This is a genomic window from Brevibacterium otitidis, from assembly GCF_042429315.1.
GTDB classification, from domain to species: Bacteria; Actinomycetota; Actinomycetes; order Actinomycetales; family Brevibacteriaceae; genus Brevibacterium; species Brevibacterium otitidis.
Map to the genome: position 1 here is coordinate 1 of NZ_JBHMAU010000067.1, position 14,636 is coordinate 14,636.

At 68.1% G+C, this 14,636-nt stretch carries 14 protein-coding genes and 1 tRNA gene; 6 read left to right on the forward strand and 9 right to left on the reverse strand.

Going from position 1 to position 14,636, the window contains the following annotated elements:
• Window positions 1-301: 301 nt before the first annotated feature.
• The 4 genes from ACFFN1_RS10650 to ilvA all read right to left on the reverse strand — a co-directional run bounded on the left by ACFFN1_RS10650 (window position 302) and on the right by ilvA (window position 4,043).
• Window positions 302-898 (reverse strand): hypothetical protein, encoded by a 597-nt coding sequence (locus tag ACFFN1_RS10650; protein WP_376840713.1) that lies wholly within the window; start codon window positions 896-898, stop codon window positions 302-304.
• The gene (locus tag ACFFN1_RS10655; RefSeq protein WP_376840714.1) at window positions 864-1,589 is read right to left on the reverse strand and encodes a proteasome activator; all 726 of its coding nucleotides are present in this window, start codon (window positions 1,587-1,589) and stop codon (window positions 864-866) included. Before ACFFN1_RS10655 ends, ACFFN1_RS10650 begins: the two co-directional genes overlap by 35 nt.
• A 23-nt stretch (window positions 1,590-1,612) precedes the next feature.
• A complete protein-coding gene (locus tag ACFFN1_RS10660; RefSeq protein WP_376840715.1) occupies window positions 1,613-2,650 on the reverse strand; it encodes an NAD(P)H-quinone oxidoreductase in 1,038 nt (345 codons plus the stop codon).
• A 106-nt stretch (window positions 2,651-2,756) separates the two neighbouring features.
• Window positions 2,757-4,043 (reverse strand): threonine ammonia-lyase IlvA, encoded by a 1,287-nt coding sequence (ilvA, locus tag ACFFN1_RS10665; protein ID WP_376840716.1) that lies wholly within the window; start codon window positions 4,041-4,043, stop codon window positions 2,757-2,759.
• Between the two features lie 291 nt (window positions 4,044-4,334).
• Here ilvA and ACFFN1_RS10670 point away from each other — a divergent pair, with 291 nt between their 5' ends.
• Entirely contained in the window at window positions 4,335-6,446 is a 2,112-nt protein-coding gene (locus tag ACFFN1_RS10670; protein WP_376840717.1) for a maltokinase N-terminal cap-like domain-containing protein, read from the forward strand.
• 54 nt (window positions 6,447-6,500) lie between these two features.
• Window positions 6,501-6,591, forward strand: a tRNA-Ser gene (locus tag ACFFN1_RS10675).
• 159 nt (window positions 6,592-6,750) lie between these two features.
• On the opposite strand, the gene ACFFN1_RS10680 is transcribed toward ACFFN1_RS10675, so the two are convergent.
• Window positions 6,751-7,182: an arsenate reductase ArsC gene (locus ACFFN1_RS10680; protein ID WP_376840718.1), complete on the reverse strand. Its 432-nt coding sequence runs from the start codon at window positions 7,180-7,182 to the stop codon at window positions 6,751-6,753.
• A gap of 10 nt (window positions 7,183-7,192) precedes the next feature.
• Window positions 7,193-8,242: an ACR3 family arsenite efflux transporter gene (gene arsB, locus ACFFN1_RS10685; RefSeq protein ID WP_376840787.1), complete on the reverse strand. Its 1,050-nt coding sequence runs from the start codon at window positions 8,240-8,242 to the stop codon at window positions 7,193-7,195.
• Window positions 8,243-8,396: 154 nt separating this feature from the next.
• On the opposite strand from arsB, the gene ACFFN1_RS10690 reads away from it, so the two are divergent.
• The gene (locus ACFFN1_RS10690) at window positions 8,397-8,750 is read left to right on the forward strand and encodes a metalloregulator ArsR/SmtB family transcription factor (protein WP_376840719.1); all 354 of its coding nucleotides are present in this window, start codon (window positions 8,397-8,399) and stop codon (window positions 8,748-8,750) included.
• A gap of 231 nt (window positions 8,751-8,981) precedes the next feature.
• Here the strand turns inward: ACFFN1_RS10690 and ACFFN1_RS10695 are convergent, their stop codons facing one another.
• Complete coding sequence (locus ACFFN1_RS10695) at window positions 8,982-9,398, reverse strand: VanZ family protein (protein ID WP_376840720.1); 417 nt, start codon at window positions 9,396-9,398, stop codon at window positions 8,982-8,984.
• A gap of 21 nt (window positions 9,399-9,419) precedes the next feature.
• Window positions 9,420-9,593: a CsbD family protein gene (locus ACFFN1_RS10700; protein ID WP_376840721.1), complete on the reverse strand. Its 174-nt coding sequence runs from the start codon at window positions 9,591-9,593 to the stop codon at window positions 9,420-9,422.
• A 353-nt stretch (window positions 9,594-9,946) separates the two neighbouring features.
• Here ACFFN1_RS10700 and ACFFN1_RS10705 point away from each other — a divergent pair, with 353 nt between their 5' ends.
• The 3 genes from ACFFN1_RS10705 to ACFFN1_RS10715 all read left to right on the forward strand — a co-directional run bounded on the left by ACFFN1_RS10705 (window position 9,947) and on the right by ACFFN1_RS10715 (window position 13,930).
• Window positions 9,947-11,557, forward strand: coding sequence for an HNH endonuclease signature motif containing protein (locus tag ACFFN1_RS10705; RefSeq protein ID WP_376840722.1), 1,611 nt, complete (start codon window positions 9,947-9,949; stop codon window positions 11,555-11,557).
• Window positions 11,558-11,765: 208 nt separating this feature from the next.
• Complete coding sequence (locus tag ACFFN1_RS10710) at window positions 11,766-12,509, forward strand: FAS1-like dehydratase domain-containing protein (protein WP_376840723.1); 744 nt, start codon at window positions 11,766-11,768, stop codon at window positions 12,507-12,509.
• Window positions 12,497-13,930: an amidase gene (locus tag ACFFN1_RS10715; protein ID WP_376840724.1), complete on the forward strand. Its 1,434-nt coding sequence runs from the start codon at window positions 12,497-12,499 to the stop codon at window positions 13,928-13,930. The genes ACFFN1_RS10710 and ACFFN1_RS10715 overlap by 13 nt, the downstream gene beginning before the upstream one ends.
• 2 nt (window positions 13,931-13,932) lie before the next feature.
• Here ACFFN1_RS10715 and ACFFN1_RS10720 read toward each other — a convergent pair whose 3' ends face one another.
• Entirely contained in the window at window positions 13,933-14,622 is a 690-nt protein-coding gene (locus ACFFN1_RS10720) for a TetR/AcrR family transcriptional regulator (RefSeq protein WP_376840725.1), read from the reverse strand.
• Window positions 14,623-14,636 lie beyond the last annotated feature (14 nt).

The following is a 14,636-nucleotide window of genomic DNA, read 5'->3' on the forward strand; positions in this document are numbered from 1 at the left end:
CACGAAGTCGACACCGGCGGCCACGAGCGCATTGACCGCTTCGACGGTGGCTTGGGGGATCGGCTGGAAGCGCTGCAGCAGCGTGCCGTCGACATCGCTGGCCACGAGCCGGATGTTCTCCGGATGCTCATGCGGTGCCTGCGGTGCTGATGCCTCACTCACCGGCTGCCCCCTCTTCTGCTGCGCGATCGCTGCGCCCTGCTGCGAACGTCGCCGCGACGCGCTGTGCCTCTATATCTACCACCTCAGGTTCGACCCGCTCCGGGGCGGCGGCCCGCAGACAGCAGGATCAGCGGGAGGCTCAGCCGGCCTCGGCTTCAAGGCGCAGGCACTCCTCGATGAGGGCAGCGACGTCATCGACGAACCGAGCCGCTGTAGCGCACTGGGCAGCAGGATCCTGTCCCGTGCGCACTGCGATGCGGGTCAGCGCGGCTGCCTGTCCGGCTTCGGATGCCTTCGTCGCCGCCTGCGAAAGCCTTTCGGGCAGCGGGCCGCATGCTGTTCGCACCTGCGCGGGGACGACGACGCCGTCGAGCGGCCAGCGCGCATGCAGTCGCCGTGTCAGCTCCGTGACCGCATCGGCGTGTGCGTTCAGCGTCGTCGTCAGTGCCGCAATGCGCTCTGCGGCAGGATGGTCGGCTGCATGGCTGGCGGCGCGGCCTTCGGCGCTGTCGGCAGCGCTGTCGGCTTCCCGGCCGAGTGCAACCGCGGTCTCATAGAACCGGTCGACGGCGCGCATAAACCGGTCGTGGTGCTGCCGCCACAGCCCGGTGCCGAAGACCCGGTCCGCCTCGCGTGCTGAGCGGCCGGCAGCGGAGAGCTTCCCCGTCAGCCGGGAGAAGAAGCCCATCTGCGGAACCGGATCAAAGGTAGTTGCCGGGTCGCTGCTCGGCGTCATCGCCGCTGTCAGCGCTCTCGCTGCCGTCTTCCTGGCCCATGATGATCGCACCGCGCGGCAGCGCGCCGGCCTGCTGACCCGCCTGCGCCTGGGCGATGGCCTGCTGGCTCATGAGTGCGGTCTGGATGCCGTGGAAGAGCCCCTCGAGCCAGCCGACGAGCTGGGCCTGTGCGATCCGCAGCTCGCCGATCGACGGGGTCTCCGATTCGCTGAAGGGCAGATCGAGTCGCTTGAGCTCCTCGATGAGCTCCGCGGACATGCCGGCGGAGAGCTCCTCGATCGTGCGGCGGTGGATCTCGGCCAGCCGCTCGCGGCCGGCCTCATCGAGATCGGTCTTGCGGACCTCCTCCAGCAGCTGCTGGGCCATCGTGCCCACGCGCACGATCTTGCCGGGCTCGGAGATCTTCGCCGAGCGCTCCTGCCCACCCTGCTGGCGCGCCGACGGCTCGCCCGCCTCCGTACCGGAGGCCTCCTGGCCGGCGCCGTCCAGGCCGGCGCCGTCCTGGCTCGAGGTGTCCTGCCCCGAGGTGTCCTTGCGCTGCGCTGCTTGCTCACCCTGCTGGGTGGTCTCGTCGGCACCCGAGGCGGGGCCCGCCTCGGGACCGGGGGTGCTGTGCCCGCCGTTGAGGCGGGCGGCGGCCTGCGCGAGGGTCTCCAGGTGCGGTGACTTCGGGGTGGTCTCGTCGGTCATATCGTCCTTGTCTCCTCGGGGCTTCAGGCGGTGGGAGCGGCGTCGGCGACGCGCAGCAGCACTTTGCCGATGCTATCGCCATCTTCGAGCATCGACTGGCCACGCCCGGCCTCCGCCAGGGGGATCGTGTCGTGGATGACGGGGCGGATCGTGCCGTCGAGCACGAGCGGCCAGACGTGCTCCCGCACCGCGGCGCCGATCTGGGCTTTCTGCGCATCCGGCCGGGCGCGCAGGGTGGTGCCGAGCACATGCTTGCGGCCGGTGAGCAGACGGGCGAGGTTGATCTCAGCCTTGACTCCGCCCTGCATGCCGATGATGACGAGCCGGCCGTCGTTCGCCAGCGCCTTGATATTGCGCTCCAGGTACTTCGCGCCGATGAGGTCGAGGATGACGTTCGCTCCGGGGGTGCCGGGTTCGCCGGCCGGGCCGGGGGCAGGATCGGCGGCGGTGATCTCGCGGATGCGGGAGACGAAGTCCTCCTCGCGGTAGTTGATGACAGCATCGGCGCCGAGCTCGCGGCAGAACGCGGCCTTGCGCTCCGAGCCGACGGTGACGGCTACGCGGGCGCCGAGGGCCCGGGCCAGCTGGATCGCGCAGGTGCCGATGCCCGAGCCGCCGCCGTGGACGAGCAGCCACTCGCCGGCGCGCAATCCGGCCTCCATGACGACATTCGAGTACACGGTGGACATGACCTCCGGCAGGGCGGCTGCCGCGGTGAGGTCGAAGTCGTCGGGGACCGGCAGCAGCTGGCCGGCCGGCACATCGACGAACTCGGCATAGCCGCCGCCGGTCAGCAGGGCTGCCACACGGTCGCCGGGCTGCCAGTCGGTGACGGCGGATCCGACCGACTCGATAGTGCCGGAGACCTCCAGGCCGGGGATCCGGGTGGCGCCTGCGGGCGGATCGTAGTGCCCTTGCCGCTGCAGGATATCGGCCCGGTTGATGCCGGCAGTGTCGACCCGGACGAGCACAGAGTCGGGGCCGGGAACCGGGGCCTCGACGTCGTCGGCGAGCACCAGGGCTTCCGGGCCGCCGGGCTGAGGAATCGTCATCGCACGCATAGATCCAGCCTAACGGCCACGGCTGGGTGCCCGCCGCCTCGGGAACGGAACCGGCGCCTCGGGAACGGGAGCGCCGCCTCGGGAACGGAACCGGCGCCTCGGGCGCTCAGACGAACATGCGGAAGAGCGGCGAATCGTAGGAGACCTTCTCGATCTCCAGCGGCGAGGCGTCCATCCGGGCGAGCAGACCCGGCAGGCTCTGCGCCTGGCCGAGGGTGATGCCGACGAATGCCGGGCCGGTCTCGCGGTCGGAGCGCTTCATGTACTCGAACAGCGAGATGTCGTCGTCCGGGCCGAGCACCTCGGACAGGAAGCGGCGCAGCGCACCGGGCTCCTGCGGGAAGTTGACGATGAAGTAGTGCTTGAGGTTCTCGTAGACGAGTGAGCGCTCGATGACCTCGGCGTAGCGGGAGATGTCGTTGTTGCCGCCGGAGACGATGCACACGACGGTTGAGCCCGGCGGGATGGTGATCGGGGCACGCGAGTGCTTGCCGCCGATCGCTGCTGAGGACAGCGCGCCGGCCGGTTCGGCGATGATGCCGTCGACCTGGTAGAGCTCCAGCATCTCCGAGGCGACCCGGCCCTCCGGCACGGGATCGATGCGCAGACCCAGATCGGCGATCATCCGGTAGGTCAGGTCGCCGGCCCGGCGCACCGCGGCGCCGTCGGCGAAGGTGTCGATGTTCTCCAGCGTCACCGGTCGGCCAGCCGACAGTGCCGCGATCATCGAATCCGCTCCAGCCGGCTCAGCACCGATCACCTGGGTCTCAGGCATGTGCTCGGCAGCGTAGGCGGCGATGCCGGCGAGCAGACCGCCGCCGCCGACCGGGACGATGATGTAGTCGGGGTCCTGCGTGAGCTGCTCGTGGATCTCCGGGGCGATCGTGCCCTGCCCGGCGACAGTGCGCGGGTGGTCGAAGGCGGAGACGAGCAGAGCGCCGTAGGACTCGGCGTAGTTGGCGGCCAGATCCGAGGCGTCATCGTAGGTGGAGCCGTCGATGACGACGGTGACCTCATCGCCGCCGAAGTAGCGGATCCGGTCGATCTTCTGCCGCGGGGTGGTCTTGGGCACGAAGATGCGGCCCTTGATGCCGAGCTCCTTGCAGGCCTTGGCGAAGCCCTGCGCGTGATTGCCGGCCGAGGCGCACACGACGCCGCGGGAGCGCTCATCGGCGGTCAGCTGGAGGAGGAAGTTGAAGGCCCCGCGGATCTTATAGGAGCGCACGAGCTGGAGATCCTCGCGCTTGAGGTAGATCGTCGAGCCGATCGCATCGGACAGGCGCTCGGAGATGTGCAGCGGGGAGGTGATGATGGAATCCGAAATGAGCGCCGCCGCGGCTTCGACGTCGCTGGCGGTCGGCAGGTTCCATATCTTCTGTTCATGAATGAGCACCCCACCATTGTGTGCCCGTCGAGGCCGCTGTGTCACCTCCGTCCGCCGCATGGTGTCGGATAGTGGGAGGTCTGCGGCCGGCGGGGCCCCGTTCCCACGGGTGGGGTCCCGTTCCCGAGGTGGGGGTTCCGCTCCCGAAGTGGGGTCCCGTTCCCGTGGCGGGGCGCCGGGCGCCGTTCCCACTGGTGGGGCGCCGGGCGCGCCCTCCCGGCCCACCACCTCGGGTTCGGTAGAGTGTGCCCTAGCACATCGATGCGAGCCAGCGCCGACGCAACACCAAGGGGGAACCAGGTGGCCATCAGCAGTGAACTCGAAAGGCTGCTCTCTGCATGGCTGCCCCGCCAGAGCTGGTTCCCCAAGCTCGAGACCGAGCTCGGCTCCGACCCCGACATCACCCCGATGTCCGTCACCCGCCTCTTCGAATGGGAGACCGGTGAAGGCACCGTGCGCGGCTCCCAGGCGATCATCTCCGTCGGCGACGGACGCACCCTGCGCCGCATCAACGTCCCGCTGAGCTTCCGCACACAGGAGAACTTCGCACTCCGCGGCCACCTCATCGGCACCATCGACGATATGACGATGGGCCGCTGCTGGGTCTACGACGGCTGCGCCGACCCGGTCTTCGTCGTCAACTACGCCCATGCCGCGGCCACCGCGCGCCGGTTCGAGGGCGGCCAGGTCGCCGCCCATGCGGTCAGCACCGCGCTGACGAAGTTCCACCAGGTCACGACCGAACGGCAGATGCTCGACTACGCCGCCTCCGTCCGGCTGGAGCTGCAGGAGACCCGCGCACACGAGTCGACCGTCGCCATCGAGGACGAGGACAACCCCTGCGTGCTCACCTTCTTCCGCGTCGTGCAGCCTGGCCTCAGCCAGGCGGTGCGCATCCCCGTCGCCCTGACGGAGACGGAGTCGCGGGCCGTTCCCGAGGTGATGGGCTGGGTTTCCGGCCGCTGGTTCGACGCCGAGGAGCTGGAGACTCGCGCAGCCCCGCTGGCCATGCTCTCGGTCCAGTACCCCGGATCGCAGCCGGCCTGGCGCGAGGCCGTCGACATCGCCTGTGCGGTGGATTCCGGGTCGATCGGCAGCTACAACAAGAAGGCCTCCGCGCTCGGCGCGCGGATCGGCGAGCTGCACCTCGACCTCGCTGCGGAGTTCGGTGTGGTGCGCGGGGCCGGTGAGCCGACGGCTGACTGGGTGCGCAAATGGCAGGAGCGCATCGACTGGGCGCTCGCTCGCGCACCGCTGGCGCTGGGGGATCTGCAGGCGAAGCTCAAGGAGCACCGCGCGAACCTCAGCAGGCTCGACACCGTCGGTGCGCTGCAGCGGATCCACGGGGAGCTGACCCTCAACCAGGTGCTCACGAGCCCGGTCGCCGGCTTCACCGTCGTCAACTTCTCCGCTGCGACGCAGGAGTTCCCCAAGCCGGCCGCCATCGACCTCGTCGCGCTGCTGCGCAGCATCGACTACGCCGCCGGCTATGCCCGCCTGCTGCGCACCGGCGCGCTGCAGGCTGATGCGCAGCCGACGTTCATCGGGCTCTCCGGGCTGACCGAGGGGCACGAATCGCTGCGCGAGGTCGTCGACTCGCCGGAGTACCTGTGGTCCTCGCAGGCGCAGAATTCGCTGCTGACCGGCTACTCTCACGCCGTCGGCGCCTCGGTCGGGCTGCACGACCCGGTGCTGCGGGCCGTGCTCATCGACCGGCTGCTCGTCGAAGTCGTCACCGAGCTGCGCAACCGGCCCACCTGGCTCATCGTCCCGCTGGCCACGCTGACGCTGCTGCTCGGCGGCCGGCTGGAGCACGACTCCCAGCCTGCCGACGATGCCGATGCCGAGGCTGGGGCTGGGGCCGGAGCTGGCCGTGTGGCCGGCAGCGCCGGTGGCGCGGGCGGTGCTGCCGGGGGCGCCGTGGATGCCGGCGGTGACGGTGCCTCGGGCGGTGCGGCGACTGCGTGGAACGCCGAGGAGACCGTCAGCGCCGAGGAGTTCGCCCAGAGCGCGGTTGAGGAGATCGCCCAGCCGGCTGCCCCTGTGCCGGATGCCTATGACGATCTCGACACCGAGGTCGCCCGCGCCGAGAAGAACGGCGGGGGACCCGGAGAGGCAGATGAGTCTGCGGCAGCTGAAGCTGAGGCACCGGGAGCCGAGGCTGAGGTGCCGGCAGCACCGGAACAGACTCCCGAGTCGGCACCTGCTCAGCCCGCATCCGGCGCCAGCGAGACCACCGCCTCGGGCACGGGCCAGGCCAGCGAGACCACCGCCTCGGGCACGGACGCGAACGCCGACCCCGATGACGCGGTCATCGACGAGGACGCCGAGGCCGAGGCGGCCGCAGCCACCCAGTTCCCGCCGATTCCAGCCCGCCCGACGACCCTGCCGCGGTTCCCCAACCGCGACTGAAGTGGTTTATGCTGTGATGTGGACTCCGGGCGGCTGAACCGCCGCGGATGCCGAGGTGAGTTGACTGAGCGGCCGAAAGTGACGGTCTTGAAAACCGTTGAAGGGCAACCCCCTTCCGTGGGTTCGAATCCCACACTCACCGCCATGATGGCTCCCTGACCAGCGGTGATGATGTCACCACAGGTTGGGAGACGTTCGCGTCTTCAACGGCGCGTGCTCAGCCCCGGGCAGAAGGTTGATAGTCGGTCGGCAGCTGGGCGACAGTCGGGCGACCGCTGGGGCACTGAGCCGCGAACCTGAATCGCTATACCGGGCGATCCTCGCCGAGCGGCTCGGAGATGAGGGACTCGACGCGGCGGCGGATCTCGTCGCGGATCAGGCGCACCGCAGCGATGTCTCGGCCCGCAGGGTCATCGAGCTGCCAATCCTCATAGCGCTTCCCGGGGAAGATCGGGCACGCATCACCGCACCCCATCGTGACGACGACATCGGAGGCGTGCACCGCATCGGTGGTGAGGACGCGCGGGGAGGCGGTCGAGATGTCGATGCCCTCCTCGCGCATCGCAGCGACCGCTGCCGGATTGAGCTCAGACGCCGGTTGGGAGCCGGCGGACAGGACGGTGATCCGGCCCGCGGACAGCGCGGCGAGGTAGCCGGCGGCCATCTGCGAGCGGCCGGCATTGTGGACGCAGACGAAGAGCACGCTCGGGGCGGCGGGGCTGGAATGAGTGGTCATGCTGGTTTCCTCAGGCGCGGCGAGCCGGCACTGTCGGGTCGTGCGGGAAGAGCCGGCGGCCGGCCCATAGGGCGACGTAGACGAGGGTGACGAGCACCGGCACCTCGATGAGCGGGCCGACGACACCGGCCAGCGCCTGGCCCGACGTGATGCCGAAGGTGCCGATCGCCACGGCGATGGCGAGCTCGAAGTTGTTGCCCGAGGCGGTGAAGGCGACCGTCGTCGACTGCGCGTAGTTCAGGCCCGCCCCGCGTGAGGCGAACAGGCCGATGCCGAACATGACGACGAAGTAGGCCAGCAGCGGCACCGCGATGCGCGCGACATCGAGCGGCTGGGCGATGATCGCCTCGCCCTGCAGGGCGAAGAGCAGCACGATGGTGAAGAGCAGCCCGTACAGCGCCCACGGGCCGACGCGCGGCAGGAAGCGCTCCTCGTACCAGGTGCGGCCCTTGGCCCGCTCGCCGATGAGGCGTGTGAGGAACCCGGCGAGCAGCGGGATGCCGAGGAACACGAGGACCGAGACGACGATCGTGATGACCGAGAAGTCCGCGGCCGTCGTCGGCAGGCCGAGCCACCCGGGTAGCACCTGCAGGTAGAACCAGCCGAGCGCGCCGAAGGCGAGCACCTGGAAGACGGAGTTGATGGCGACGAGGACGGCGGCGGCCTCACGGTCGCCGCAAGCCAGATCGTTCCAGATGAGGACCATCGCAATGCAGCGGGCGAGGCCGACGATGATGAGCCCGGTGCGGTACTCCGGCAGATCGGGCACGAGCAGCCAGGCGAGGGTGAACATGAGAGCCGGCCCGACGAGCCAGTTGAGGACGAGTGAGAGCAGCAGGAGACGCCGGTTGGCGGTGACGCGGTGGGTCTCGTCGTAGCGGACCTTCGCCAGCACCGGGTACATCATGACGAGCAGGCCGATGGCGATCGGCACCGAGACCTGCCCGATCGCCACCGCGTCGAGCGCCTTGTTGAGCCCCGGGACCAGGGCACCGAGCAGCAGGCCAGCGCCCATCGCGAGCAGGATCCACGCCGGCAGCCAGCGGTCGAGGAACGACATCTCCTCCAGCACCGGGCCCGAGGCGGTGGCTGGGTTGGGTGCCGAGGCAGGAGTGTGGGGCGTCGTTTCGGGCACGGGAGTCCTTATCGTGGGCGTTGAGTCTCTTGGGAAGAGTACGGCTTCATATCGATGAGTGTCAATGTATGCTGGTGCCATGGATGACCGCCGGAGTCTCGTTGCTGCCAGCATGGCAGAGGCCGAATGCTGTCCGCTTGCCGCCGGGCCGCTGGGGGAGGCCGACGCCGATCGGATGGCGCTGCGGCTCAAGGCGCTGGCGGACCCGACGCGGTTGCAGATCCTCTCCCTCATCGCCGTTCGCGGCTGCGAATCCGTGTGCGCCTGCGACCTGCTCGAAGCGCTCGATGTGAGCCAGCCGACGGTCAGCCACCACCTGAAGAAGCTCGTCGAGGCCGGGCTGCTGCAGCGTGAGAGACGCGGGAAGTGGGCACATTACACCGTCGAGAGCAGGGCGTTCTCCGAACTCCAGGCCTTCCTCGCGCTCGGGTGAGCGACGCAGGCTCGGTGACCCCCGCCTCGGGAACGGCTGGGGTGGTGACCGCCAGGCCACCCAGGATCTTCCCAGGAATGCCCCGCGGGAACTCTCAGGTGCCCTGGGGATAGCGTCGGGGCGTGCCAGTGGAGAGAATCGAAATCCAGGCCACCGACCACATCGAGGCGCGGCGCATCGAGGCGATCTACCGTCAGGGCGGCCGGCGCGGCAGGCTCGAAGACGCTGGCCCTACGGCCAGCGGGGCGAGGCGGGCGGCTCGTCGTCCTCGCCGAGCAGCGGATCGCCCTTGGGCAGCGCGCGCCAGATCCCGAACGCCAGCAGGATGCCGAGGCTGTCGGCGACCCAGTCGCTGACCTCGCCGGTGCGGCCGGGGACCGCGAAGGCCTGGATGAACTCGCTGAGCGCGGCGTAGGCCGACATCGCAAGCATCGTCTGCCCCGGCCGGAACCCGAGGAGCAGGAGAGGTGTGGTGAGGGCGGTGAACCCGACGGCGTGGGCGAGCTTGTCGAAGCCGGGGAACGGCGCCGGTGCGCCGGTGCTGGGGGAGTAGAGGAGGAAGAGGTGTACAAAGAACACGGCCGCGAAAGCGGACCAGGTCCACTTCCGCGCCCGTGTTGAGAGGATCAGCTGCGCGACAAGTTGCATCTGACCGAGAAAGACGCGTCGTTACTTCTTGAAGGCGTCCTTGATCTTCTCCCCGGCCTGCTTGAGGTTCGCGCCGGACTCCTGAGTCTTGCCTTCGGCTTCCATGCCGTTGTCGTCGGTAGCCTTGCCGATTCCCGACTTGGCCTTCCCGAGCATTTCGTCAGCCCTGTTTCCGAACTTGTCTTCTGCACTCATAGGAACCTCCTCAGGTCGGGTATCGCCTCGTAACCAGAGGCGACGTACCGTCCATCCTAGTGACAAGCAGCCCTCCTGGAAAGGGAAAGTGCTGAAACGTTGCCGCAGATCAGCTGGGTGACGGTGGGTGCCGTTCCCGAGGCGGGGGTCGGGTAGCCAGGTGCCGTTCCCGAGGTGGGGGTCGGGTTGTCCGTGCCCGCTGGCAGACTGGAGATAGCCGGTTCGGGGTGTTGTGCAAGCATTCGTTTATGTGAGTTCCATGTGAACGCAGTAGAACGCCTTGTGACAGGTTATCGAACATGCTTAGACTTGAACCAAGAAGAATCGCGGTAGATCACAAGGAGGTGACCGCGATGCTCGCCGAAAACTCACCACCCCTGACACCCCGCCGCAACGACACAGTCGTCGACACCTCTGACTTCGCCGACTGCCTCTACAGACTGACCTCCGCCAACCGAGACATCGACGCCCGGCGTATGGCAGGACTGGGTTTCCTTTTCGATGCCTTCCTCGCCCGCGCGACCGCCGACACGCATGAAGACGTAAGCGTGCAGGTGGCTGCTGTCCGTGAGCTCGCTGCTGATCCGCGGGCGCTCGGCCGCCCGGACCGGGACGGAACTGACTTCAAGAATGAAGCCGAGCGGCGTCGGGACGCGTACGCCTGGCTGGTTGAACGGACTGCTTCGACCTCACTCATGCACATGGCTGATGCGCTGGATACGACAGTTACGCGGGTGCGTTCACGCGTCCAGACCGCAGCAGCAGGACTCATCGGCCTGCCCGCCTTCACTGCCCAAGCCCGTGCCGGGGTCATCGGTTATGACCGTTACGCCTACGCCACCGGACGAGCCGCTGCTGCTTTGGAAGCACGGCATCTGGCCGACTTCGATGCCGGACTCGTCCGCATCCGGGTTTCAGACATGACCGCGTTCAAGCGGGCGGTGACGCAGTTGATCTCCACGATCATCACCCGCGAAGAACGCGCTAAACAGGTCCGCGACCGCCGCACGGTCGAGACCTATTATGAACCCCACGGCCAAGGCGTGCTCATCGCTCGCGGGCCCTCCCACCAAATCGCCCTTCTCGAAGCCCGCCTGGCTGGCATGGCCCGGTCCGTGATCAAAGGCCTCGGCCAACCCCTCGGCGTGTCGGCAGGTCGGGAGATCGTCGACGAACGCGGCATGGGTGAGCTGATGTTCGACTTCCTCACCAGCTCACAGCCCGCCGGTACTCTCATCACTCAATCCAGCGACACGGACTCCACCACTGATGCCGGGACTACTTGCATCGTGGATGCTGCGAATCCTGCTGGTATCGACATCGACGCCACCGCAGACAAGATCGCAGAGTCTCTCGCGGAGACCGGTGTGCAGTGTCCGGTCGATGCCGAGTGGCTCAAACGACAGGCGCGCATCACCGTGACTGTCCCCGCGCTCGCTCTCCTCAACCAGAAGAACGATGACGAGGAAGAGGGTGGTGTGCGGGTGCCGGGGATGGTCAACGGCCACCCCATCTCACCCGACACCGCCCGCCAGCTCACCGGCACAGGACATTCCACCGTCTACCGGATCCTGACCGACCCCACCGACGGGACTGTGCTCGACCACGCCGCCGAGACCTACACGATCCCGGAACGGATGCGGATCGCGCTGGTGGAGAAGTGGCAGTTCTGCACCCTTCCTGGCTGTGACCGTTCAGCCGTCAAAGCCGAACTCGACCACATCGAGCCGTTCAATCACGAAGACCCTGGACGCGGTGGACCCACGAGCATGGGGAATCTTCACCCGTTGTGCCGGGAACACCACCAGATGAAAACCGAAGACAAACTCCGCGTCAGACGAGACCCCGATACCGGGATGCTGACCTGGACGCTGCCCGGAGGCCACCAGCTGACCGCCCTGCCACCGACGAATCCTGTCGGGCAGGCACACGCCCAACAGCTCCTCAACCTCACCACTGCTTAGACCACACCGCCACCACCGGCCTACCGGAAACAACAGCTCGTTGTTTCCTTACCAGCGCTGCCTGCAGCACAACCGCCGCAGTGACAGAACGATGTTTGACAACTCCATAGTGTCCGGCCCCTAAGCCAATCTGCGGACGACCATGCAACGGCATGACTGCGCCCGATAGGCTTTAAGGACCAATGCAGGCGAAGGAGGCTGAAGACGGATGGACGCACCGATCGACCTCACGCGCCTGCGCGAATGGGTGGGCCGCAGCCAAACCGTGCGTGACATCGCCACCGAAGCGAAGTCTCACACCTTGGCTGCCACGCTCGATTACGATGCCGATCCCTGGGGCGGGCAGCTCTTCCCCCTGGCTCACTGGACCCATTTCAACCCCACCGAGCCGCAGCGCGCCCTCGACGTCGATGGGCACCCGCACCTCGGCGGGTTCCTGCCGCCGGTCCCGCTGCCGCGACGCATGTGGGCCGGATCCGACCTGACCTTCCACCGGCCGATCTCTGTCGGCCAGCAGCTGCAGGACGTGCAGACAGTCACCGATGTCACCGCACGAACCGACAGATCCGGCCAGCTCGTCTTCGTCACCGTCACCCACGAGATATCCGCAGACGACAACCCCGCCATCACCGACCGGCACACCATCGTCTACCGCGAAGCTGCCACAGCGGAAACCGAACCAGCTCCTGCTGAGTCGCCAGCCGAGCGCGCCGCCCATGAGCCAGCCGACACCTCGGCGTGGGATTACAGTCAGGTCACCCGGCCCGACGAGACGATGCTCTTCCGCTACTCCGCGCTGACCTTCAACGCGCACCGCATCCACTACGACCGCGACGGAGGTCGCCATCCTCGACCCCGCAGGACACGCCTGCCTGATCGGAACCATCGACCACTGAACCACCGGCGGGCACCGTCGCCCGCTGCCGAAAGGAGCCGCACATGTCTGAGCTGACCTGGCTGTCCACCCGCGAACTCGCCGCCGAGATCGCCGCCGGCCGGATCTCCGCCCGCGAGGCGCTGGCCGACCACCTCGCCCGCATTCACGAGGTCAACCCGGCCATCAACGCCATCGTCACCATCGACGCCGAGAAAGCCGAAGCCGCCGCAGCAGCCGCCGACGACGCGCACGCGCGCGGCGAGAGCCTCGGCCTGCTGCACGGGGTGCCGATGACGCACAAGGACACCCACGACACGGCCGGCATGCGCTCCACACACGGCAGCCCGCTGAGGGCCGACCGCGTGCCGGCAGCCGACTCCGTCATCATCGCCCGGCTCAAGGCCGCCGGTGTCATCACCACCGGAAAGTCCAACGTCCCGGAGTTCGCCGCCGGATCCCACACTTTCAACCCGGTCTTCGGCACCACCGTCAACCCCTATGACACGACGAAGTCCGCCTCCGGATCCTCCGGCGGTGTCGGCGCGGCACTCGCTGCCGGCATCCAGGCCTCAGGCGACGGCTCCGATATGGGCGGATCCCTGCGCACCCCCGGTTCCTTCAACAACGTCGTCGGCTTCCGGCCCTCCCACGGCCGGATCCCCAAGCTCGCCCCGGACAACCCGCACGCCTGGCTCGGCCAGTCCGGATTCATGGCCCGCACCGTCAGCGACATCGCCCTGCTCATGCAGGCCGGCTGCGGGCCGGCCACCGGAGCACCCTGGGAGATCGGCGAACCCGGCTCCGTCTTCGACCTGCCCGAATTCCGCCTCGGCGCCGTCTATCATCCTGAACTGTCCGGCATCCGCGTCGGCTTCAGCCCCGACTTCGGCGGACAGATCCCCGTCGAAGCGGAGGTCGCCCAGATCGTGACAGCCGCCGCCGAGGTGTTCGCTGGCCTGGGTGCCGAGGTCACCGACGCGGTGCCGAACCTTGAAGACGCCGATGAGGTCTTCCGCACCCAGCGCGCCTACGACTTCGCGATGATGTTCGGGGAAATGGCCGAATCCGGCGGGCGGGCGCAGATGAAGAAGTCACTGGTCGACAACATCGATGCCGGGCTCGCGCTCAGTGCCGCCGATGTGCGGTCCAAAGACGCCGCACGCGTGCGGCTGGGCGCCGAGCTGTGGCGCTACTTCGACGACTGCGACGTCTTCGTCACGACCACCTCGCAGGTGCTGCCGTTCGACGCCGAACTCGAATATCCGACGGAGATCAACGGCGAGCCGATGGCCGACTACCTTTCGTGGATGCGGGCGGCGACTCTCATCTCAGCCACCGGCTGCCCGGCGGTCTCCGTGCCGGCCGGGTTCTCGGAATCGGGCCTGCCGGTCGGTATCCAGATCGTCGCCGCCCCGGGCCGGGACGTCGAGCTCATGCGCATCGCCCACGCTTTCGAAGCCGTCACCGAACACCACCTGCGGCACCCGGAGCTGTAAGCTCAGGCCTCCCCGGTGGCCGGGAAGTCGATGAGCCCGAGGATCACCTGTACGACAGGATCCGGGTCGACGGTGAGCGGCTCATCATCGGGAACGACCTCATCGCCGGTCTGCCCGCGGAAGCGCTCGGCGACCGCCTTGTTGCCCGCCGCCAGCGAGACCGCTGCAAGGATGTCGACGAACTGCGTCAGCGGCAGCGTCAGTCGGCCGCCGGCGCGCTCGATCGCCACACCGATGACCGTGCTCATGTTCTCGAAGTGGGCGGCGATGAGTTCGTCATAGCGGTAGCGCAGCTCCGGGTTGCGCAGGGTGTAGAGCTCGATCTCGCGCTCAGCGAGGATCCAGGCCGAGGTGTTGTCGTGCAGCGCATGGAACTGCGTCACGACCGCACGGACGAGCTCTTCCTGCTCCTGACGCGACTTCGCCGCCGTGTGCTGCAGGTCCTCACCCCGGTTCTCCACCAGCTCGGTGACGCTGCGCTGCGCGGTGTCGATCTCGCGCTCCATGATCGCGAGCACGATCTCATCCCGGGAGGCGAAGTTCGAGTAGAAGGCGCCGCGAGTGAAACCGCTCGCCTCGCAGATCTCCTCGATCGACGATGCCGCCACCCCGCGTGCCGCGAAGACCCGGCGGGCCCCATCGATGAGTGCCTCCCGGGTCTGCATTCGGCGCCTGCTGACTGCCTCGCTCACAGGTTGAACTCCTT

Coding starts and splice junctions, on each gene's coding strand:
- ACFFN1_RS10710 (WP_376840723.1), top strand. CDS start 11,766: ATGGACGCACCGATCGACCTCACGCGCCTGCGCGAATGGGTGGGCCGC.
- ACFFN1_RS10715 (WP_376840724.1), top strand. CDS start 12,497: ATGTCTGAGCTGACCTGGCTGTCCACCCGCGAACTCGCCGCCGAGATC.
- ACFFN1_RS10660 (WP_376840715.1), bottom strand. CDS start 2,650: ATGCGTGCGATGACGATTCCTCAGCCCGGCGGCCCGGAAGCCCTGGTG.
- ACFFN1_RS10690 (WP_376840719.1), top strand. CDS start 8,397: ATGGATGACCGCCGGAGTCTCGTTGCTGCCAGCATGGCAGAGGCCGAA.
- ACFFN1_RS10650 (WP_376840713.1), bottom strand. CDS start 898: ATGACGCCGAGCAGCGACCCGGCAACTACCTTTGATCCGGTTCCGCAG.
- ACFFN1_RS10700 (WP_376840721.1), bottom strand. CDS start 9,593: ATGAGTGCAGAAGACAAGTTCGGAAACAGGGCTGACGAAATGCTCGGG.
- ACFFN1_RS10705 (WP_376840722.1), top strand. CDS start 9,947: ATGCTCGCCGAAAACTCACCACCCCTGACACCCCGCCGCAACGACACA.
- ACFFN1_RS10680 (WP_376840718.1), bottom strand. CDS start 7,182: ATGACCACTCATTCCAGCCCCGCCGCCCCGAGCGTGCTCTTCGTCTGC.
- ACFFN1_RS10655 (WP_376840714.1), bottom strand. CDS start 1,589: ATGACCGACGAGACCACCCCGAAGTCACCGCACCTGGAGACCCTCGCG.
- ACFFN1_RS10695 (WP_376840720.1), bottom strand. CDS start 9,398: ATGCAACTTGTCGCGCAGCTGATCCTCTCAACACGGGCGCGGAAGTGG.
- arsB (WP_376840787.1), bottom strand. CDS start 8,242: ATGTCGTTCCTCGACCGCTGGCTGCCGGCGTGGATCCTGCTCGCGATG.